Here is a 19,625-nt window from a genome sequence, read left to right on the forward strand (position 1 = left end):
AGGAAACTCCCGATGAAAACAGAATCGTTCCGCCTGACTATTTTCCACAAGCTGGTGATGACCTTGCTGGCGGTGGCCTTGATCCCGCTGATCGGCGTGTGGTACGCAGGCAGCAGCCAGGCGCGCGCCGATGCGGCGGCCAATATTTCGCAGCATCTGGTGATGACCGCCAGCGGCATTGCCACCGGCATCACCAGCTGGGACGAGGCCAATGTGCGCGCGCTGCACCAGAGTGCCAAGCTGGAGGATATCCGCAGCATGCAGGCGGCGCGCCAGACCCCGATCCTGCGCACCCTGGGCGAGACCTACGAATGGGCATTTTTGGTGTTTACGATCGAGCCGACCGGCGAGAATATCGCGCGCAGCGACGACAAGCCGCTGACCCGCTTCGGCGAACGCAGTTACTTCCAGGGGGCGATGAAAGGCGCCGTATCGAGCCGCCAGGTGCTGATCAGCAAGTCGACCGGCCGCCCAGCGCTCACCATCGCCGTGCCGGTCAGGAACGCCATGGGCGGCATCGTCGGCGTGCTGGCGATGGCCATGAAGCTCGATGATATTTCCAAGGTCATCAAGGACACCCGCATCGGCGAGACCGGCTATGCGATCCTGCTCGACGCCGACAACAAGGTGATCGCCTCGGGCCGTCCCGACCAGGCCACCGACGCGGTCCAGGACATGGCCAACTACCCGGCCCTGAAGGTGGACGGCATCGCCGACCAGCCGACCGTGTATGTGTCGGGCGAGAAGCGCATGGTCGGCTATGCGCGCAAGCTGCCGCAGGGCTGGACCTTGCTGGTGGAACAGGACTACGCCGAAGCCTACGCCTCGCTCGACCGCCTGGAAACCGGCGCGCGCGCCCTGATCATCCTGACCGCCGCGTTGGTGGTGGGTGTGGCGGCGTTCCTGGCCAAGCAGCTGACGCTGCCGATCAACCAGCTGATCCTGGTCGCCGAACGGCTGAGCAAGGGCGAGTTCACCGAATCGATTCCGGGCACCGCGCGCGGCGACGAAATCGGCTCGCTGGCGCGCGCCATCGAACGGCTGGGGATCAGCATCCAGATGGCCATCAGCCGGCTCAGCCGCAGGGCGTGACGGATTCAGGGAGAACGCCATGACACACCAGGAGCTGATGCCGTTCGGCGGCATCGTGGAGCAATTGCGCCAATTCTGCAACCAGCGCCGCACCGGCACGGCGTTTATCGTCAGCGACGACAACCGCATGGCCCAGGTGCATCTGGACTGCGGCAAGATCGTCATGCTGCTGTGCCGTGGGCAACGCGGCGCCGATGCGCTGGCGGCCATGCGCACCATGCTGCGCGCCAGCGTGCGCTTCGACGAGAACTATGTGGCGAAGAAGGACAACCTCAAGGCGGCCGGGATCAACCTGATGGACTTGCTCAACGATCCGGCGCCGCTGGCGGCGCGCGCGCCGTTGCGGGCGGGGCCGCAGCCGCTGCGGGCGCGGCCGGCGCCGGCCGCGTTCGCGAGCGCCGACCTGCTCAAGCTCGAGCGCATGCTGGCCGCGCACATCGGGCCGATGGCGACTATCGTCTGCGCCGAGCACGCCGACGAGGCGAGCGACCTGCGCGCGCTGGTGATGGCGCTGGCGGCCGAGATTCCCGACAAGAAGCAGGCCGCCGACTTTCGCCTGGAAGCGGGGCGCGCGCTGGGGCTGGGGGCGGTTTAAGGGGGCGAGGGCGCGGACGGCGCGTTGTTCCACGACGTGGCCAGCCAGGCCGCCAGAAAGCCGCCGAGCAGCATCAGCCAGGCGATTCCCATCAACTGCATGGTCCAGGCGAATTTGAGCCATAGCGCCCCGGCTCCAGCCGCGAGCAGGCCGCTGCCGCCCAGCACCTTGCGCCAGAGCGACACGCCGGCACGATCTGGTGACGCGGTAGAGCCGCATTCTTCGCAAGTATCGTGCGCGGCGCTGTTGCTACAGGTGCAGACCTGGCATTGCCACTGGCAAGCTTGCATGGTCGCCTCATCCAGAAATTTATCGGAAGAAGTTTAGCACCAGTTACGGCTTCACATTGAGCGCATTCCCACTGCACAGGCGCTTGCTACGCTGATGGCCTGTTCAGTTTTCTTGGAATGCCATGAGCGCCCAGCCAGCCTGCATCAATCCGTCCGCCACCGCGCCAGCAACGTTCCCAGCGGTGCACTTTCCCATCCGCGCCGTGCTCTGGCTGGCCGGCGTGACCCTGCCGGTCGTCGCACTGACGATCGCCGTGTTTTTCTTGCTCGTGGTGGGCTTCGACCTGCCGCTCGCCATGCTCGTTCCGGCCTTGTCGATCGCCAGCGTACCGTTGGCCAATGCCCTGCTGATGCGCGCCTTGGGCAACGCCCGGCCTGCGCTGTCGCGCCGGCTTGGACACTTGCACGGCTTCGCCATCGGCACCAGCATCCTGTTTACCCTGTTGCTGCTGCCGCACATGGCGGCAGGCGTGGCCGGCCTGCGTTACTACGGCGCCGGCTTGCTTGTGCTGGCGCCGCTGCTGTCGCTGATGGCGGCGCTGGCCATGCGCCGCCTGCTCGAAGCGCACGTGCGACTGCCCGCCGTGTGGCCGGGGGCGCTGCTGGCGCTGGCCATCGTCGGCGCCCCCGAACTGCCGCAAGCCATTACCCAGGCCGGCGTCCACATGGCCAGCCGCGAAGCGCCCACCACCCGCGCGAATGGCTTACGCCTGCTGCGCTCGCTCGGCAACCAACAAATCCTGCTGCGTCTGTGCGATACGGGGAACGACCGCCTCGCCAGCCTGACCGACCTGTTCATGATCACGACTGCGGGAACGACCGCCAGCGATGCGCGCGACGCGTATTACCGCCTCACCGGCGCCACCTACGACGAGCTGCCTGATTCAATGAAGGATGCGGCCGACTAGCCATCCTCGCTTCACATTCAGCGCATTCCCAGCGCACACGCGCTTGCTACGCTCATGGCTTCTCAAGCTTCCCCTGGAACGCCATGATCGAGCATCACGACACCGCCAGTACCACCGTCACGCCAGCGGCGCTCCCCGCGCTCAATTCGTTTACGCGCGCGGCGTTCCGCTGGGGCGGCGTGATGCTGCCGCTGATCGCACTCGGGATGCTGTTCGCCTCGATGTACATGGCGCAGATGACACTCTCAAGCGGCTTCACCATCCACCTGTCCCTGATCGCCATCGTCGCGCTGGCCAACGCCGCGCTGATGTGCGCCATGCTACGCGGCCAGGACGCGCTGGCGCGTCCACTGGCGCTGCTGCACGCCGTGGCCACCGGAGCGAGCGCCGCCTACGCCTTGCTGTTGCTGCCGCTCACAGTGACCGGGGTGGCCAGCCTGGCCTGTCACGGGCGCGCTTTTCCGCTGCTCGCGTCGCTGGCGCCGCTGGCGGCGCTGAGCGCGACCTTGGCCGCGCGGCGCCTGCACGACCAGCGCGCGCGACTCAGTGGCGGCGCGCCGCTGCCCCGCGCCTGGCCGGCCGTGCTGCTGGCGCTGGCGCTCATCGGCGCGCTGGAGCTGCCGTCCGTCATCACCCGGGTCGGCATGCGCATGGCGGCCGGCCAGGCGCCTGCCACCAGCGCCAACGGGATACGCCTGCTGCGCTATCTCGGCATCGAACGCATCATCCTGCGCAGGTGCTATGACGAGCACAGGGAATCGGCCGACCTGGCCGCCATCGTGCTGGGCATGGACGGCGCGACCAGCATGGAGGATGCGCGCGCGATTTACTACCGCCTCACCGGCACCCCGTTCAGCGCCATGCCGCATCCGGTAGGCAATGCCTGGCTCCCATGGAAAATCTACGACAGAGAGCGGCACAGCGCGGTGGTGGGCGGGCGCGTGGCCAAGCTGCGTCTGACCGCGTCGCGCATCGACGGCACCATCGACGCCAGGGCGGCGCTCGGCTCGCTGGAGTGGACCATGCTGTTTCACAACGACGCCGAACATGTCAGCGAAGCGCGCGCGCGCATCATCGTGCCAGCCGGCGCGGTGGTGACCCGCGTCTCGCTATGGGACGACGTCGGAGAGCACACCTTGCCCGCCGCCGGCGGCGCCACGGCGCGCGAGGCGGAATTTGCCGAGCCCGACGTCCGGCGCGCCCCTGTGCTGGTGACCACGGCGGGCAGGGACCGCATCATGCTCAATCTGCCCAATGTGCCGGGCGAACGCGAGCTGACGGTGCGCATTGCGATGAGCGTTCCGCTGGTGCTCAATGAACCCGGGCTGGGCTATCTGCAGCTGCCCTCGTTCAGCGAGCACAATTTCGGGATCGCCCCGGACTTGCGCCACGCGGTGACGGTGCAGTCGGACAGCGCGCTGCGCGGCGCTCCCGGCATGCGCGAGGAAGCCGGCGACCCGCTGGCGTTCGCGGTGCGCGGCGAAGTCGCCGAGCCGCTGCCGGGCATGGGCGCGGCCATCATCGGCGCCTTGCGCACGCCGGCCGAGACCCATGCGTGGAGCCCCGACCCGAGCACGCCGGGCGGCGCGATCGTGCAAGTCATCGGCCAGCAAGCGGCGCGCATCCCGCGCCGGGTGGCGCTGGTGATCGACGGCTCGGCCGCGCTGGCGGCGCAACGGGAACAGCTGGCGCGCGCCGCCACCTCCTTCCCCGGCAACCTGGAACTGGGCGTGATCGTGGCCGGCGGCCAGGCCCCGCACGTGTTCCTGCACGATACCTCCGATTCGCTGGCCAGCGTGCGCCACCTGCAGGACATCGCCTTCGAAGGAGGCCACGACAACAGCGCGGCGCTGTTGATGGCGTGGGAATGGGCGGGGGCCAGCAGCGACGGCGCGGTGGTGTGGATCCATGGCCCGCAGCCGCTCATGCCCGGTTCGGCCGACGCGCTGCTGCAGCACTACCGCCAGCGTCCCAAGCAAGTGCGCATGTACGGCCTGGAAGCGGTGACCGGTCCCAACGTCCTGTGGGAAAAGATGGATGGCATCGCAGCGCTGGCGAGCGTGCCGCGCATCGCATCGCTGCACGACGACCTGGTGCGCCTGCTTACAGGCTGGAGGCCGGCGGCGCAGCAGGTCGTGGTCGAGCGCGGCCGCGCCAGCGCGGCGCAGCCGGCGCGGGAACAGGCGTCGGCGCACCTGGCGCTGCTGTGGGCGGGCGAGCGCGCCGCGCCGCTGCGCGAGCACGGCGCACAGGCCACGCCGGCGCAAGCCGAGGAACTGCAGGGCCTCGACGAGCTGCTGACCGACACGTGGAGCGCGCCGCCGCCCGCGCTGAAAACGCAAGCGGAGAAGGCGGAGGAGGCGGAGAAAGCGGAGAAGGCGGAGGAAATGGCGCCGTCAGGCGAGGACGGTGCGATCTCGGTAGGGGCAACCTGGCTGATGCTGGCGATCGCGCTGGCCGTGCTGGGCTGGCGCCTGCGCTTTCATCGGCGTACGCCGTATCCGGCCTCGCCCGAGTGATCCGGGCGATAGCGAAGCTCAGGGTTCGAGCACGCCGTTGACCAGGTCGGCCACCAGCGCGGTGAGGCGATGCCGTGCGCGCGCCGGCGCGAAGGTGTGCGCGTAGCGCCAGGCCTGGTCGGCGAAGTGGGCAAAGCCGTCCTGGCGCCACGCCGGCGAGCCGGCCAGCGCCAGCTCGGCGCCGATGGCCTGCGCCAGCAGCGCGACGTCGCCGGTCGGCACCAGGCGCGCCAGGCCGCCGGCGATGGCCGGCGTGTTCGAATTGTCGTAGCAAACCACGCGGCAGCCGGCCGACAGCGCTTCGACGATCGGCACGCAAAAGCCTTCGTGGTAGGTGGGCAGGACGAACACATCGCCGTCAAGCAGCAGGCGCTGTTTGACGGCGTCCGGCGCGTCGCCGTGCAGGCGCAGCGACACGCGCTCACCGTACAGGCGCGGCCACGCGTCGGCCGCGCTGCGCACTTGCTCGACCAGCGCCGGATCGGAAAAGCCCAGGTTGGCCACCAGGTCGAGCGCGATGCGCGCGCCGCTGTCGGCCTGCAGGCAGCGCGCCACGGCGTCGAGCAGGTCGGCCACGCCTTTCGAGCGCACCAGGCGGCCGATGAAGACCAGCCGCAGCACGCCGTCCGCATGCCCCGGCTTGGCGGCGCAGGGCTGCACCTGGCCATGCACGGCCAGCGGCAGCACGGAGGCCGACGTGGTCACGCGGGCCGCGCGCAGCACCGCGAGGTTGCTGGCGCTGTCGCAGGCCACATGGTCGGCGAACATCATGTTGCCCATCTGCGCGAACGACTTGTCGATGGTGGCGTGATGTTCGGCGCCGACGAACTGCTTGGGCGTGATGTTATGGAACACCACCAGGCGCCGCACCCGCTCCGGCACCAGCAGGATCAGGTCGAACAGCGGATAGAAAATCCCGAAATGGAAAATAACGGCGTCGCTGGCCTGGAAATGCGTATCGATCATGATGTCGGTCGCGTCGCGCACCAGCCGGTGCGGCACGGCGTGCTCGCAGGCGTAGGTGAACAGCACGACTTCGTGACCGGCTTCCTGCAACCAGCCGATGTTGTCGGCGATGGCGTTCGAGATGGCGTCGTTGCGCACGCAGATGCCGTGGATGACCGAGATTTTCATGCCGGCGCCTTTGCAAAACGGGCCAGCGCAATATCGTACAGGGGCAGGCTGTCCTTCGCCATACGGCGCGAGATGAATTTGTCTTCGAACAGCGCGCGCCCGGCGCGGCCCATGCGCTCGCGCAGCTCGGGCGAGGCGGCCAGCCGGTCGATGGCGCCGGCCAGCGCGGCGCTGTCGCCGGGCGCGACCAGCAAGCCATTGACGCCGTCGCTGACCACTTCGGGCATGCCGCCGGCGGCGCAGCCGATCACCGGGCGCGCCTCGCGCATGGCTTCGACGAACACCAGTCCGAACGACTCGTAGCGGCTGGGCGCGACAAACATGTCGCAGTCGCGGTAGGCGGCGCGCAGGGTGGCGTCGTCGACGCGGCCTTCGAAGCTCACGCGCTCGCCCCAGCGGGCCAGCTGGCCGCCCTGGCGGCAGTGTTCCTTGTAGCTGATCTGCGCACCCGACATGAGCAGCGTATCGTCGCCGATGATGCGAAAGCGCACCCGCGGATGCTGCGCCAGCACCGGGTCGATCGCCGCCAGCAGCACGTCGATGCCCTTGCGCGCTTCCAGGCGGCCGACGAACAGCACGGTGACGCCGTCATCGGCACGAGGCTGCGGCGCCGCCGCCGGCGCCACGTCGGGCATCCCCAGCGGCACCAGGCGCAGGCTGGCGTCGTCGAAGCGGAAATCGTAGGCTTGCTCGATGTCGCGCCGGATCGCGGCGCTGTTGGCGCGGATCGCCTGCGAACGCTGCATGAGTTCTTTTTCGAGCGCCAGCATGGGCGTGCCGAAGCGCGCCATCCAGGCCGGATCGTCGCGCAGCTCGGCGCGCCCCTGCAGCGAAAAATGCAGGGTCGTATGCAGGCTGGTGACCAGCGGCCAGCGCCCGTCGAGCAAAAAGGCCGCGCCTTCGGCGTCCCAGATGGGCGCTTCGACCAGGTCGAGCGGGCGGTGGCTGGCGATGCGGCGCGCCTCCATCAGCGCGGTCGCGCACCAGTTCCAGATTTCTTGCGGGATGGCGCGCTCAAACGCCTCGTACGGTCGCGCGTACTGGCCCAGCGCGACCCGGTGCACCCACACGCCACCCACTAGTTCGACCCGGCTGTGGGTGGTGCTTTCGGCGATCACGTGCACCTGGTGGCCTTCGGCGGCCAGCGCTTCGGCCAGGTCGCGGCTGAAGGTGGCGATGCCGCCGCGGTGATTCGGCGGGTAGTCGCGCGAAACCAGCACCAGGGTCAGCGCGTGCGCATGGCCGATGGTGGCGAACGGCAGGAACTCGCCCTGCCAGCGCGCGCGCTTGGCGGCGTCGATGCCGCCGGCCACCGGCGCCAGGCCGTGCCGCGTGCCGATTTCCCAGGCGCGCGCGCATTCGTCCTCGAAGCGGGCGCGCTGTTCTTCGGTGGCGCTGCCGTTGGCGATCAGGAAGTCGAGGTGGCGCCGGTGCGAGTCGGCCTTGTCGCGGTTATGGGCGTCGATGCGCTCGCGCGTGTCGTAGGCCAGGCCGTGCTTGAGCGAGAAGTAAATGGTGTTCTTGAGGATCGGATAGAACGCGCGCGGCAGCTGGGCGGAATCACGCACGCCGTTGGGCGCGGTCTTGTGGTGCACGTAGGCGTGCGTCAGTTGCCTGAGCAGGTAGCCGGCGTCGACCAGGCGGCAGCAGACGTCGGTCTCGTCGAGAAAATATTCGATCTCCTCGTCGAAGCCGCCCACTTCCAGCAAGGCCGAGCGCCGGAACGAGGCGTTGGTCCCCTGCAGGTAGGGGAACTGGCGCGAGCCCGGAAAACACAGTTGCGGCGTGTCCGTGCGGTGGCTGATGTCGACGTCGCCGACCCGGTTGGCGCTGGCGTAGTGGTACTGGAAGGTGTAGCCGCTGCTGTCGAGCACCCGCCCGCCGGCGCCGCCGACGCCAGCGTCGTCGTAGGCGGCCGCCAGTTGGGTGAGCCACTCGGGTTCGGGAATGGCGTCGTCGTCGATGAACGCGACCACGTCGCCGGCCGCCATGCAGATGCCGATATTGCGCGACACCGACAGGTTCGGGACCGGGCAACGCGCGCTGCGGATGCGCGGCAGCCAGGCGGCGATCACCTGTTCGGAATGGTCGGCCGACGGACCGTTGACGACAATGACTTCGAACTGCCCGGCGTAGCGCAGGCGGCACAGGCTCTCGAGCGTTTCCTGCAGCAGGTCGGCGCGGTCGAGGGTGTTGATCACGATCGAAAAGGTGATCATGAATGCAGCCCGGCCTCCAGCTGGTCGATGCGCTCGCGCAGCTCCGCTAGTTCGCGCGCCATCATGCGCAAAGCGACCGGGGTCGATTCGACCAGGTTGCCGGGGTCGCGCTCGGCGGCCAGCACGCGGGCATTCAAGTCGGCAATGTTCTTGAGCAGCATCGGCAGCTGTTCGCGCGCAAAGGCGTCGCGCCGCTCGTTTTCGTAGGGCAGGCGCGACACGGCCACGGCGATCCGGATCAAGCGCCCCAGCACGGGCAATCCCGCCATGCTGCGCACAACACGTTTGATCAGCATTTTCATCGGGAACGACCTATTAACCTGTACAAGACTGCGGATTTTGCGGGCTCATTAAATATCTGTCAATAGTGCTCCCCTTGAAACGGGCCGCTTGACGAACTCAAATAGAATCTATATTCTATTTGAATGGTCAGACTAGCTAAATACAACGCACACACCTTCATCGACGGCGCCATCTGCATTGCCGCCGCCTGCGGCATCGGCTCGGTGTCGATGTCGGCCATCGCCGTCAAGGCCGGCGCGCCGATCGGATCGGTGTATCACCGCTTCGATTCGCGCAGCACCTTGCTGGCGCATGCCTGGCTGACGGTCAAGGCCGATTTCCGCGAGCAGGTGGCGCGCCACTGGGATGAAGAAGACACCTGGATACCGGTGGCGGCGCTGCTCGACTGGTGCCGCAGCAAGCCGGTGTATGCGCGCTTCCTGCTGCAGTACGAAGACTGTCCCGACCTGGGCGCGCCGCTCTCGCCGGAACTCTCCGAGCTGCTCGAAGTGGAGCAGGCCCGCCTGGACGCCTGTTTCGAGCGCTGCCTGCTGCGCCGCCGCGCCGACGGCGACGATGCGGCGCACACCTTGCGCTTCATGCTGATCGACGCCCCGATCGCCATCGTCAAACCCTACCTGGCCCAAAACAAGGCGATTCCCGCCGCGCTCGACGCGATCCTGCGCGCCTCGCACGACGCCGTCGATGCGCTGGCCGCCTCACCTCACTGAGAAACCCCATGCGCTACTCCACACAAAAAGAACACGGCAAACCGATTCCCCTGTACGACGAGGCGGGCTTCGAAGCCATGCGCGCGGCAGGCCGGGTGGCCGCCGACACGCTCGACTTCATCGCGCCGCACGTGCGCGCCGGCGTATCGACCGCCACGCTCGACGCCATGTGCGAAGAATTCATGCGCGCCGCCGGCAGCATTCCGGGCACGATCGACTACCACGGCTACAAGCACGCCAGCTGCATTTCGGTGAACCACGTGGTCACGCACGGTATTCCGTCGGACAAAAAAATCCTGCGCGAGGGCGACATCGTCAACATCGACGTCACGCCCAAGCTCAATGGCTGGTTCGGCGACACCAGCCGCACCTTCGAAGTGGGTGAGGTATCGATCCTGCACAAGCGCCTGGTCAGTTCGGCCTACGAGGCGATGATGACGGGCGTGCGCACGGTGCGTCCCGGCGCCACCCTGGGCGACGTCGGCTCGGCCATCGATACCTATATCAAGGCGCAGGGTTATTCGTCGGTGCGCGATTTTTGCGGCCACGGCATCGGCCAGGTGTTCCACGATGCGCCGCAGGTAACGCACTACGGCCGCCCCGGCACCGGCATCGTGCTCGAACCGGGCATGATCTTCACCATCGAACCGATGGTCAACGTCGGCACCCACCAGGTGACGGTGTTGCCCGACAAATGGACCACCGTCACCAAGGACCGCAAGTGGTCGGCCCAGTTCGAGCACTCGGTGGCGGTGACCGACAGCGGCGTCGAGATCTTCACCCTGTCGGCGGCTGAGCGCTAAAGGCTGGCAAAAGCGCCGCATCGGCATGCGGCGCCGTTAATACCACATTTTCAGGCCTGGAAAATTGGTATGCATAGCACAGCACCACTTGGTGCTCAAATGCAGGCTTTGCCCGACAATCCGTCGGCCACGCCGCGCATGGCCGGCTTTTGCCGATAGGCGCCGTCGAACAGCAGCGGCCAGTCGGCATGCGCGTTTTTGAACAGGTCGCTGATCAGCCAACTGCTGGGATCGCTCACACCCCACACCGTCACGCCGCCGCGCAGGTTCGCCGGGACCGTGTCCATATACGCCTTGACGACTTCGCAGTAGCGCTTCTTCTGCGCCTGCGCCAGCGCCGGCGTCAGTTCGCGCTTGATGTCGCCGGCCTGGTAGGGTGGGCTGAACGGATTATTGATCGGGATATCGAGTTCGGTGATTTTCACCTTCAGGTTGCGGTCCACGGCCTGCTTGAAGGCCGCCGAGATGGTGCTCACCGACGGATAATCCATATAGATGTGCATCTGGAAGCCGACCCCGGTGATCGGCACCGAACGCGCCCTGAAACCGTCGAGCATGCCGGTCAGGGTGCGCAGCTTGGCGGCGTCGGCCTCGATGTTGTAATCGTTGTAGTACAAGTCGGCCTTCTGGTCGACCGCGCGCGCATTGATGAACGCCTGTTCGATGTAGTCGGCGCCGGTCTTCTGGTAAAACAGCGAATTGCGGTAGCCGCCGCCGTCGTTGATGGCTTCGTTCACCACATCCCAGCTCGCGACCTTGCCTGAAAAATGCGTGGCAATCGTTTGCACGTGGGTCTTGAGCATGGCCAGCCAGGCCGCCTTGTCTCCCTGGTAGTTTTTCATGAACGCCGGCACCTGATAATCCGAGTGCCAGATCAGGGTGTGCGCGTGCAGGGTTTTGCCATTGTCCTTGGCGAATTTGACAAAGTCGTCGGCCTGGGTGAAGTTGTAGGTATCGCGGTCCGGATGCAGATAACTCATTTTCATGATATTGCCGGCCGTGAGCTGGCTGAAATGCGTCTTGATGACCGCCTGCTGCGCCGGGCTGTTGGTGTAGCTGAAGGCTTCATTGCCGTAGGCGACCGACACGCCGACCGGGAACTTGGCCAGCTTGCTCAATTTGCTCACGTCGGCGCCGCTGGTTTTTTCGGACCAGCCGGAGTCGGAGCCGGTCATGACGTCGTCTATCTGGTTGGCCAACGCGGGCGCGGCCGGGTCACCCGGCATCTCAGCAGGCACGTCAGCAGGCGCGGCGATCACAGCGACGGCTTCGGCGGCGGCCGGTGGCGCCGGCGTGGCGGCGGGCGCGCCCGGGTCGGCATCGCCGCCGCAAGCGGAGACGCAGGCGGATACAAGCAGGCAAACACTGAAAGTGGCAGAAAAGAATCGCATCGGGTCTCCGGAGTGGTTTTTGTCAGTTGCAACATTGAATGCAAGGAATCATGAAAACGTTTTCATTAGTAAATGTATAACTTTTTCCTTTTTGGATTGTGCGGTAAACACCCTGCCAAGTCAATCGGGCCGCGCGCCGCATTTACCCTTGCAACATAAGCTTCCATCACGCACTGGTATTGCATGCAGGGGCAATTTTGAAAACCAGTTGACGACCAATTTCACGGCCATCATCCTGACGCCTTTTGAACTGCAAGCGAGCGCGCAATTTCGGCCAGCCCGGCTCCCTGCGTGCTTACCGATGTTGTCCCGCCCCAAAAGGTAAATCACCATGAAAACACTCACCACCATCGCCGGCGCCTGCGCGCTGTTGTGCAGCGCCAGCGCCATCGCGCACGGCTACATCACCCAGCCGGAGTCGCGCAACCTGCTGTGCAAACAAGGCGGTAACAGCGCGTGCGGCGCCATTCAATGGGAACCGCAAAGCCTCGAAGCGCCTTCCGGTTTTCCGGCGCAGGGACCGGCGGACGGCGTCATCGCCTCGGCCGCGCTGGCGCAGTTCGGCGAACTCAATGAACAGACCAGCAGCCGCTGGACCAAGCGCCCCATGACGGCCGGCGCCAGCGTCTTCAAGTGGCAGTTCACGGCCAACCACGCCACCCGCAACTGGCGCTACTACATCACCAAAAGCGGCTGGAATCCGAACCAGAAGCTCACCCGCGCCTCGTTCGACCTGACCCCGTTCTGCGTCATCGACGGCGGCAACCGCCAGCCGCCGGCGCAGGTCAGCCACAACTGCACGGTACCCGCGCGCAGCGGCTACCAGGTGATCCTGGGCGTGTGGGAAATAGCCGATACCCCGAACAGTTTTTACAATATGGTCGATGTGCTGTTCAAGGACGGCCCGACCGTGCCGGTGCCGGAATGGACCCAGCGCGGCGCGATCTATCCATCGGTCGACCTGGCCGTGGGCGACAGCGTGGCCACGCGCGTGTTCGACGCGGCCGGAGAAAAGCCGGAGCTGCAAACCAAGGTCACCATCAACAGCGCCAGCGACGGCCTGCGCAACAACTGGGCCTACCTGCTGGCCACGCGCGTGAACGCCGAACAGCCCTTGCTGCACGCGGGCCAACTGGGCCAGGACGGCAAGATCACGCCGGTGTACGGGCAGAACACGGTGTATGCAAAAACGAGCAGCGCGCTGACCCGGGTCGAAGTGCAGATCAACAAGGACCAGACGCCGCCGCCGGCGGAATTTACCGTGAGCGACCTGCGCACCTCGTATGCGATCAAGGGCGGTGAATTGACGATCAACTTCAGCGTCAGCGCCAATGCCGACATGGAGGTCAGCGCCTATGTGTACGACCAGGCGGGCGTGTCGAAAGGCTTCGCCACGGCGCCGCTGAACAACAACAGCGCGGCACTGGCGCTGAACCTGAACGCACCCAAGGCCGGCGCGCACCAGCTGGTGCTCAAAGCGGTGGTCAAGGATGGCGGCGCGGTGCTGCAGAAAACCTTCCCGCTGACCTTGACGGAAGACGACGGTAACGCGGCCTACGAGCACGTGTTCCCGGCGTCGCTGGCGACCTACAAGGCCGGCACCCGCGTGCTGCAGCCGAAGAACGGCAAGGTCTACACCTGCAAGCCGTTCCCGTACAGCGGCTGGTGCACGCAGTGGACGGCGGCGTCGACCCATTACGAGCCGGGCGTGGGCGCGAACTGGCAGGATGCCTGGATCGCCCCGTAATCGCTAGTTCGGCGCGGCGGGGGTGGGCGGCAGGAGCACGTCCGCCAGCTTCCACGATGCGAAGCCGTGCCGCTCCATCACCAGCGACAGGCCACGCTCGCCGCGATCGGTCTCGAGGTGCAGGATGTATTTGTCGAAGCCGATGCGCTCCGACGTGTACTTCGGATCGGGTTTGGCGGCGTCGTCCTTGTCCGCGCTGTCGCGGCGCGGCTCGATCGAGCCGCGCTGCATCGCGCCCATGACGAATTCGGGAGTGACCATGGCGTCGACCATCTTGTCGGCGAAGGCCATGCCCAGCATCTTGCCAAAATCCGCGCCGGCCTTGGCGGGGTCGTCGCCGCCGGCGCTGTGGCGCGGCTTGACCTGCTCGTTCATGGCCGCGCTCAGTTGCGCCTTGACGCTCGCGCGCAGGCGCGGGTAGTCGACGCGGGCGTTGAAGCCTTCGGCGTTGCGCTCATGGGCCGCCGTACGCAACTGGTGCAGCGCGATCACGGGGGAGTAGTACCAGTACGCGACGCCGGCGCTGACGCACAGCGCGGCGATGCCAAGTTTGAGGTGAGTAGCCTTCACGATTTCCTTCTGTGGGTTGACGCGTGCCGATCGCACACGCCGGATTCTACACGGGGCCGTCTACGCAGCGCGGCATCAGGATAACCAGATGTTCGTCGTGCATTCGAGGGCATTGGCGTGCGGGTCGTAGCGGTAGTGCGAACCACGTCCCCACAAGCCTCCCCAGATGTAATGCAGGACAATCAGATCGGTGCCTGCGATCGGTGCAAAGCCGGCCAGGCCGATGGGATGCCGCCCGGTGTTGCTGAAGATGCCGCGCGGCGGCGCTCCCCACGCCCAATGAATCCCCGATTGCACCGTCATGAAACGGACGTATTCCTGCGGGTCGCGTCTTTCCACGCCATGGTCATTGAGCAGCCATGCGTTCATCACAGGGGAAGGGTAGGTGTAGTCGTCCGTCGCCACGGCCAGCGTCACAGGCCCGTGCTCGGCGATCCAGACGCTGGGCGGACGCGATTCTTCGCCGATTTGCTTCCAGACTTGCAGTAACTCGCCCAGGCATGCCTGGCGCTGCGGATCGTTCATGGCGACAGTCAAAAGGTAATGATAAAGCGCGCGCCGCCGCCGATCGACCTGGCGTACCGCACCGCGCCGCCATTGCGGTGCACCAGCTGGCGCACCATGGCCAGGCCGATGCCGCTGCCTTTGCTTTTGGTGGAAAAGAAGGGCGTGAAGATATCGGCGATGACCTCGTCCGGCACGCCGGGGCCGTTGTCGCACACGTCGATGCGCAGGCGTCCTCCGCGCGCCAGTTTCGCGCTCACGGTGACCTGCGGCGCCTTGCCCGGCGCACTTGCTTCGGCCGCGTTCTGCAGCAGGTTCACCAGCGCTTGCTCCAGCTGGCCCGGATCGGCCATCAATTCGAGCGATCCGGGCTCCACCCGAAAATCGGCGCTGCCGCCGCGCGCGTGCCAGGCCGGCGCGATCAGGACCGACAGCCGCGCGAACATCTCCTGCACCACCACCCGCTGCGGCGCCGCTGGCGGCACGCTGGCCAGCGCGCGGTAGCCGCTGACGAAATGGGTCAGGCTGGCGGCGCGGCGGCCGATGGCGTCGAGCGCGAGCGCCAGGTCGTCCGCCACCTCGGCCGGCAGGCTGGCGCGCACGCCCTGCACCATGTCGCGCGCGCTGTGCGAGAGCGATGCCACCGGGGTGAGCGAATTCATTATCTCGTGCGTCAACACGTGCACCAGCTTTTGCCAGGCCTGCATGGCCTCGGCCGCAAGCTCGTTTTCCATCGGCGTGAGCGCCACCAGCCGTTGCGGCTTGCCTTCGACGCTCAATGCGCTGGCCGTGGCCAGGGCGCGCTCGACGCCTTGCTCGGTATCGACATCGATCATGCTGCGCCGGCCCGGCGCCAGGCCGGCCAGGGTGCGGCGCAAGGCATCGAGGTCGCTCGCGCGGCCGGGCGCCAGCAGGCGGCGCGCATTGGCGTTGAGCGGCTCGGCGCTGTGCGCGCTGTCGATGCGGAACAGGGCGATCGGCGCGTGTTCGAGCTGCGATTCGAGCGCCAGCACGCGCGCGGCGAGCAGCATCTGGTCCTGCGACAGGCCGACCGCAACTTCGAGCGGCGCCACCGCTTGCGCTGACAGGCCATGGCCGATCATGGCCACGGCCACCAGCGCCGCGAGCGCGCTGGCCGCCGTCGCAAGCGAGAGCACCGCCCCATGCGCGCCGGCGCTGACGGCGGCCGCGCCAAGCAGCGCTGTACCGGCCCAGGCCACGCGGCGCGCGGCGGCGTCAGAGGCCATGCTTGCTGCGCTTGCGGTACAGGGCGGCGCGGCTGATCCCGAGCAGGATGGCGGCATGACTGATATTGCCGCGCGCCTGCGTCATGGCGGCGGCCACCGCGTCGCGCTCGAGGGTGTCCAGGGCCAGCATGTCGGCGCCCGCCGCGCGCGGGCGCGCAACGATGGCCGGCGCGCCGCCATGCAGGCCAAAATCGGCCAGGCCGTAGGCGCCCGGCTGGCCCAGGATCACCGCGCGCTCGCAGGCGTGGCGCAGCGCGCGCACATTGCCGGGCCAGTGGTGCGCGCACAAGGCGTCGAACGCCTCGGGCGCGATGGTGCCTGGCGCCTTGCCGTACAGCTCCCGGTAATGCGCCAGGTAGTGGCGCAGCAGGGCCGGAATATCGTCGCGCCGCTCGCGCAGCGGCGGCACGCGCAGCACGATGGTGTTGAGGCGGAACAGCAGGTCGGGCCGGAACACCTGCGCGTCATACAGCCTGGCCTCATCGAGATTGGTGGCGCTGACGATGCGCACGTCGATCGCTTGCGGGCGGTCGGCCCCGAGCGGCGTGACTTCGCGCCGTTCCAGGGCCGTCAGCAGCTTCGATTGCGCGGCCAGCGGCAGGTTGCCGATTTCGTCCAGGAACAGGGTGCCGCCGGACGCCGCCTGGAAGCGCCCCGCACGGTCGCTGCGGGCATCGGTAAACGACCCTTTGCGGTGGCCGAACAACTCGCTCTCGAGCGTCGCTTCGGGCAGGCTGCCCATATCGACGGCGAGGAACTGGCCGGCAGCGCGGCGCGAGGCCAGGTGGATCGCGCGCGCGGCCAGCTCCTTGCCGACGCCATTTTCGCCCAGCACCATGACGTTCGCCTGGGTCGGGCCGACGCTGGCGATCAGGGCGCGCAACTGACGCATCGGCAGCGAATCGCCCATCAGCGGATCGTTGGCGGCGGCCGGCGCGGCCGCTGCAGCCTGCATGCCGCGTTGCGCCAGCGCGCCTTCCACGACCGCGAGCAGGCGCGCGTTATCCCACGGCTTGGTCAAAAAATCGCTGGCGCCGCGCTTCATCGCCTCGACCGCCAGGGCCACATCGGCGTACGCGGTCATGACGATGACCAGTGGCGGCTCGGGCAGCGCGCGCAACTGGTCGAGCAGCGCCAGGCCCTCGGCGCCGTCGGTGCGGCCGGGCGTGAAGTTGAAGTCGAGCAGCACCACGTCGGGCACGCCGCCCAGCAGGTGGCGCGCCAGCTGGCGCGGATCGGCAAGAGTGGCCACTTTGCCCGCGCAGCGGCGCAACACCAACTGCGCCGCGTAGGCCACGTCGGCGTCGTCGTCGAGGATCAGGATGCGGGCGGGGTTGTCGGCCATGGCGGGGAGGGTGGAAGCAGGTGCGCCGATTCTAGCAGCAGCATGCCGGCGCCACCAATCAAAACGGGCCGGGTGTCCGAAAGCGCACACCTGCGCTGTGCGCTTTCGCACGAATGCGCCCGAACACGCGACCATCGCCCCGTGCGGCGCGCATGGCACGGATGTTGCGATCAGTTCCCGCATGACTTCGCAACCCGAGCCGCCATGATTGTTCCGATCGCCCCAGCACCAGAGCGCAGCAGCGGCGCCGCCATGGACCAGCCGTTGCGGCAGCGGCGCGGCAGGCGCGTGCTGCTTGGTGCGGCCATCGTGCTGGCGCTGGCGCTTGGGGCGGCGGCCCTGTGGCAGCAGATCCCGCGCGGCTTGCAGGTGGCGCGCGCCGACGCCCGTATCGCCACCGTGGCGCGCGGCGTGTTCCGCGACGACGTGGCCCTGCGCGCCACGGCCGCGCCGCTGCATTCGGTGATGCTCGACGCGGTCGAATCGGGCCGCGTGGAAGAAGTCTTCGCGCGCGACGGCGCACCAGTCAGGCAAGGCGAGGTGTTGTTCCGGCTGTCGAACCCGCAGCGCCGGCTGGACCTGCTGGCGCGCGAGGCCGAACACGCGCAGCAGATTTCGAACCTGACCAACCTGCGCATCGCGCTCGAAGCGAGCCGCATGGAGCGCGAGCGGCGCGGCGCCGAGCTGGCGTTCGCATTGACCTTGGCCGAAAAGCAGCACGCGCGCAACGCGGCGCTGGCGCAGAAGGGCTTCGTGTCGCCGAACGCGCTGGAGGATTCGCTGGACCGCGTGGCGCAGCAGCGCCGCCTGTACCAGAGCGACAACGCCGGCTACAAAACCGAGGCCGCCACCCAGCGCGACGCGGTGCGCCAGATGGAACAGGCCATCGGCCGCCTGGAAGCGGGCCTGCAACTGGTCAACGCGACCATCGACGCGCTGGCGGTGCGCGCGCCGGTGTCCGGGCGCCTGACCGATTTTCATTTGCAGGTCGGCGAGACCGTCAAGCCCGACCAGCACCTGGGCCGCATCGACGACGTGGACCAGTTCAAGCTGTCGGCCCAGGTGGACGAGTATTACCTGAACCGGGTGGCCGTGGGCCGCCAGGGCACGGCCACCATCAACGGCCGCGCGCATGCGCTGACGGTGAGCCGGATCTACCCGCAGATCAAGGACGGCCGCTTTACCGTGGAGCTGGCGTTCGCCAACGGCCAGCCCGAGACGCTCAATCCGGGCCAGGCGGCGGACGTGCTGGTGACCCTGGGCGGCGCCAGCGAGGCGCTGCTGCTGCCGAACGACGCCTTCCTCAACGACAGCGGCGGCGTGGCGGTGTATGTGCTGGACAAGGATGGCAAGACGGCCGAGCGGCGCGCGCTGCGCAGCGGCCGGCGCAACAACAGCCAGGTCGAGGTGCTGGCAGGGCTGGCGGGCGGCGAGCGGGTGATCGTGTCGTCGTACGCGGCCTACGGCAAGGCGGCGCGGCTGCAGTTCACGGAGTAGACTTTTTTTCATAATGGATCGACGCGGAGATGACACAATGAACAACCCCACACCACACCGGAAGGACGGCATGCTCAAGCTACTTAACGTCAGCAAAACGTTCCAGGGCGGCGACGTGCGCACCACGGCGCTCGACCGCATCACGCTCGATATCGACGCCGGCGAATACGTGTCCATCACCGGGCCGTCCGGTTGCGGCAAGTCGACCCTGCTGTCGGTGCTGGGATTGCTCGACACGCCAGACAGCGGCGAGTACTGGTTCGACGGCCAGAACGTGGCCGGCTGGCGCGAAGCGCAACTGAACGGCCTGCGGCGCGGGCGCGTCGGCTTCATCTTCCAGAGCTTTAACCTGATCGAAGAATTGTCGGTGGCCGAGAACGTGGAACTGGCGCTGGAGTACATGAACGTGCCGGCCAGGGAGCGGCGCGAACGGGTCGCGGCGATGCTCGACAAGCTGGGCGTGGCGCACCGCGCCAAACACCGGCCGTCGCAATTGTCGGGCGGGCAGCAGCAGCGCGTGGCGATTGCGCGCGCGCTGGTGGCCAACCCGGCGATGTTGCTGGCCGATGAACCGACCGGCAACCTCGATACCGCGCATGGCGATGAGGTCATGCGCCTGCTGCGCCAGATTAACGCCGACGGCACCACCATCGTGATGGTGACGCACTCGCCGGCGCACGCGGCGCAGGCATCGCGCACCTTGCGCCTGCTCGACGGGCGCATCCTGGTCGACGCACTGCAAGCGGCGTGA

At 67.4% G+C, this 19,625-nt stretch carries 18 protein-coding genes; 9 read left to right on the plus strand and 9 right to left on the minus strand.

Annotation, left to right across the window (positions count from 1 at the left end):
• Positions 1-12: 12 nt before the first annotated feature.
• Together F0185_RS06680 and F0185_RS06685 are read left to right on the plus strand one after the other, a co-directional pair.
• Positions 13-1,092 (plus strand): cache domain-containing protein, encoded by a 1,080-nt coding sequence (locus tag F0185_RS06680; RefSeq protein WP_167222735.1) that lies wholly within the window; start codon positions 13-15, stop codon positions 1,090-1,092.
• A gap of 19 nt (positions 1,093-1,111) precedes the next feature.
• Entirely contained in the window at positions 1,112-1,687 is a 576-nt protein-coding gene (locus F0185_RS06685; RefSeq protein ID WP_167222737.1) for a DUF8082 domain-containing protein, read from the plus strand.
• Here F0185_RS06685 and F0185_RS06690 read toward each other — a convergent pair.
• A complete protein-coding gene (locus tag F0185_RS06690) occupies positions 1,684-1,977 on the minus strand; it encodes a hypothetical protein (RefSeq protein WP_167222739.1) in 294 nt (97 codons plus the stop codon). The two genes, F0185_RS06685 and F0185_RS06690, sit on opposite strands and share 4 nt — an antisense overlap.
• Positions 1,978-2,099: 122 nt before the next feature.
• Between F0185_RS06690 and F0185_RS06695 the strand changes: the two genes are divergently transcribed.
• Together F0185_RS06695 and F0185_RS06700 are read left to right on the plus strand one after the other, a co-directional pair.
• Complete coding sequence (locus tag F0185_RS06695; protein ID WP_167222741.1) at positions 2,100-2,885, plus strand: hypothetical protein; 786 nt, start codon at positions 2,100-2,102, stop codon at positions 2,883-2,885.
• Between the two features lie 83 nt (positions 2,886-2,968).
• Positions 2,969-5,404, plus strand: a complete 2,436-nt coding sequence (locus tag F0185_RS06700; protein ID WP_167222743.1) for a hypothetical protein — start codon at positions 2,969-2,971, stop codon at positions 5,402-5,404.
• Positions 5,405-5,422: 18 nt separating this feature from the next.
• Here the strand turns inward: F0185_RS06700 and F0185_RS06705 are convergent, their stop codons facing one another.
• The 3 genes from F0185_RS06705 to F0185_RS06715 are packed head-to-tail and all read right to left on the minus strand — an operon-like array spanning position 5,423 to position 9,059.
• Complete coding sequence (locus tag F0185_RS06705) at positions 5,423-6,538, minus strand: glycosyltransferase family 4 protein (RefSeq protein ID WP_167222745.1); 1,116 nt, start codon at positions 6,536-6,538, stop codon at positions 5,423-5,425.
• Complete coding sequence (locus F0185_RS06710) at positions 6,535-8,757, minus strand: glycosyltransferase (RefSeq protein ID WP_167222747.1); 2,223 nt, start codon at positions 8,755-8,757, stop codon at positions 6,535-6,537. The genes F0185_RS06705 and F0185_RS06710 overlap by 4 nt, the downstream gene beginning before the upstream one ends.
• The gene (locus F0185_RS06715; RefSeq protein WP_166889331.1) at positions 8,754-9,059 is read right to left on the minus strand and encodes a hypothetical protein; all 306 of its coding nucleotides are present in this window, start codon (positions 9,057-9,059) and stop codon (positions 8,754-8,756) included. Before F0185_RS06715 ends, F0185_RS06710 begins: the two co-directional genes overlap by 4 nt.
• A gap of 123 nt (positions 9,060-9,182) precedes the next feature.
• On the opposite strand from F0185_RS06715, the gene F0185_RS06720 reads away from it, so the two are divergent.
• Both F0185_RS06720 and map read left to right on the plus strand, forming a co-directional pair.
• The gene (locus F0185_RS06720) at positions 9,183-9,770 is read left to right on the plus strand and encodes a TetR/AcrR family transcriptional regulator (RefSeq protein ID WP_167222750.1); all 588 of its coding nucleotides are present in this window, start codon (positions 9,183-9,185) and stop codon (positions 9,768-9,770) included.
• Positions 9,771-9,778: 8 nt separating this feature from the next.
• Positions 9,779-10,573 carry a type I methionyl aminopeptidase gene (gene map, locus F0185_RS06725; protein ID WP_167222752.1) on the plus strand — a complete coding sequence of 265 codons (795 nt, stop codon included), beginning with the start codon at positions 9,779-9,781 and terminating at the stop codon, positions 10,571-10,573.
• 95 nt (positions 10,574-10,668) lie between these two features.
• Here the strand turns inward: map and F0185_RS06730 are convergent, their stop codons facing one another.
• On the minus strand, positions 10,669-11,964 hold the full coding sequence (locus tag F0185_RS06730; RefSeq protein ID WP_223164456.1) for an endo-1,4-beta-xylanase: 1,296 nt from the start codon (positions 11,962-11,964) through the stop codon (positions 10,669-10,671).
• Between the two features lie 331 nt (positions 11,965-12,295).
• Between F0185_RS06730 and gbpA the strand changes: the two genes are divergently transcribed.
• A complete protein-coding gene (gene gbpA / locus F0185_RS06735; protein ID WP_167222754.1) occupies positions 12,296-13,711 on the plus strand; it encodes an N-acetylglucosamine-binding protein GbpA in 1,416 nt (471 codons plus the stop codon).
• 3 nt (positions 13,712-13,714) lie between these two features.
• Here the strand turns inward: gbpA and F0185_RS06740 are convergent, their stop codons facing one another.
• The 4 genes from F0185_RS06740 to F0185_RS06755 form a co-directional block, all read right to left on the minus strand.
• Positions 13,715-14,281 (minus strand): DUF2939 domain-containing protein, encoded by a 567-nt coding sequence (locus F0185_RS06740; protein WP_370663984.1) that lies wholly within the window; start codon positions 14,279-14,281, stop codon positions 13,715-13,717.
• 75 nt (positions 14,282-14,356) lie between these two features.
• Positions 14,357-14,806, minus strand: a complete 450-nt coding sequence (locus tag F0185_RS06745) for a hypothetical protein (protein ID WP_167222756.1) — start codon at positions 14,804-14,806, stop codon at positions 14,357-14,359.
• An 8-nt stretch (positions 14,807-14,814) separates the two neighbouring features.
• Complete coding sequence (locus F0185_RS06750) at positions 14,815-16,032, minus strand: sensor histidine kinase (protein ID WP_167222758.1); 1,218 nt, start codon at positions 16,030-16,032, stop codon at positions 14,815-14,817.
• Entirely contained in the window at positions 16,022-17,377 is a 1,356-nt protein-coding gene (locus tag F0185_RS06755; RefSeq protein ID WP_167222760.1) for a sigma-54-dependent transcriptional regulator, read from the minus strand. The genes F0185_RS06750 and F0185_RS06755 overlap by 11 nt, the downstream gene beginning before the upstream one ends.
• A 204-nt stretch (positions 17,378-17,581) precedes the next feature.
• On the opposite strand from F0185_RS06755, the gene F0185_RS06760 reads away from it, so the two are divergent.
• Positions 17,582-18,874: an efflux RND transporter periplasmic adaptor subunit gene (locus F0185_RS06760; RefSeq protein WP_229476785.1), complete on the plus strand. Its 1,293-nt coding sequence runs from the start codon at positions 17,582-17,584 to the stop codon at positions 18,872-18,874.
• Positions 18,875-18,944: 70 nt separating this feature from the next.
• On the plus strand, positions 18,945-19,625 hold the full coding sequence (locus F0185_RS06765) for an ABC transporter ATP-binding protein (protein WP_167222762.1): 681 nt from the start codon (positions 18,945-18,947) through the stop codon (positions 19,623-19,625).

This window comes from Massilia rubra (genome assembly GCF_011682065.1).
In the GTDB taxonomy this organism is placed as follows: Bacteria; Pseudomonadota; Gammaproteobacteria; order Burkholderiales; family Burkholderiaceae_D; genus Telluria_A; species Telluria_A rubra.

Excerpts from the sequence above, each read along its gene's own strand:
- gbpA (WP_167222754.1), top strand. The coding sequence starts at position 12,296 with ATGAAAACACTCACCACCATCGCCGGCGCCTGCGCGCTGTTGTGCAGC.
- F0185_RS06755 (WP_167222760.1), bottom strand. The coding sequence starts at position 17,377 with ATGGCCGACAACCCCGCCCGCATCCTGATCCTCGACGACGACGCCGAC.
- F0185_RS06690 (WP_167222739.1), bottom strand. The coding sequence starts at position 1,977 with ATGCAAGCTTGCCAGTGGCAATGCCAGGTCTGCACCTGTAGCAACAGC.
- F0185_RS06700 (WP_167222743.1), top strand. The coding sequence starts at position 2,969 with ATGATCGAGCATCACGACACCGCCAGTACCACCGTCACGCCAGCGGCG.
- F0185_RS06720 (WP_167222750.1), top strand. The coding sequence starts at position 9,183 with ATGGTCAGACTAGCTAAATACAACGCACACACCTTCATCGACGGCGCC.
- F0185_RS06760 (WP_229476785.1), top strand. The coding sequence starts at position 17,582 with ATGATTGTTCCGATCGCCCCAGCACCAGAGCGCAGCAGCGGCGCCGCC.
- F0185_RS06705 (WP_167222745.1), bottom strand. The coding sequence starts at position 6,538 with ATGAAAATCTCGGTCATCCACGGCATCTGCGTGCGCAACGACGCCATC.
- F0185_RS06715 (WP_166889331.1), bottom strand. The coding sequence starts at position 9,059 with ATGAAAATGCTGATCAAACGTGTTGTGCGCAGCATGGCGGGATTGCCC.
- F0185_RS06765 (WP_167222762.1), top strand. The coding sequence starts at position 18,945 with ATGCTCAAGCTACTTAACGTCAGCAAAACGTTCCAGGGCGGCGACGTG.
- F0185_RS06745 (WP_167222756.1), bottom strand. The coding sequence starts at position 14,806 with ATGAACGATCCGCAGCGCCAGGCATGCCTGGGCGAGTTACTGCAAGTC.
- F0185_RS06730 (WP_223164456.1), bottom strand. The coding sequence starts at position 11,964 with ATGCGATTCTTTTCTGCCACTTTCAGTGTTTGCCTGCTTGTATCCGCC.
- map (WP_167222752.1), top strand. The coding sequence starts at position 9,779 with ATGCGCTACTCCACACAAAAAGAACACGGCAAACCGATTCCCCTGTAC.
- F0185_RS06710 (WP_167222747.1), bottom strand. The coding sequence starts at position 8,757 with ATGATCACCTTTTCGATCGTGATCAACACCCTCGACCGCGCCGACCTG.
- F0185_RS06695 (WP_167222741.1), top strand. The coding sequence starts at position 2,100 with ATGAGCGCCCAGCCAGCCTGCATCAATCCGTCCGCCACCGCGCCAGCA.
- F0185_RS06685 (WP_167222737.1), top strand. The coding sequence starts at position 1,112 with ATGACACACCAGGAGCTGATGCCGTTCGGCGGCATCGTGGAGCAATTG.
- F0185_RS06750 (WP_167222758.1), bottom strand. The coding sequence starts at position 16,032 with ATGGCCTCTGACGCCGCCGCGCGCCGCGTGGCCTGGGCCGGTACAGCG.
- F0185_RS06680 (WP_167222735.1), top strand. The coding sequence starts at position 13 with ATGAAAACAGAATCGTTCCGCCTGACTATTTTCCACAAGCTGGTGATG.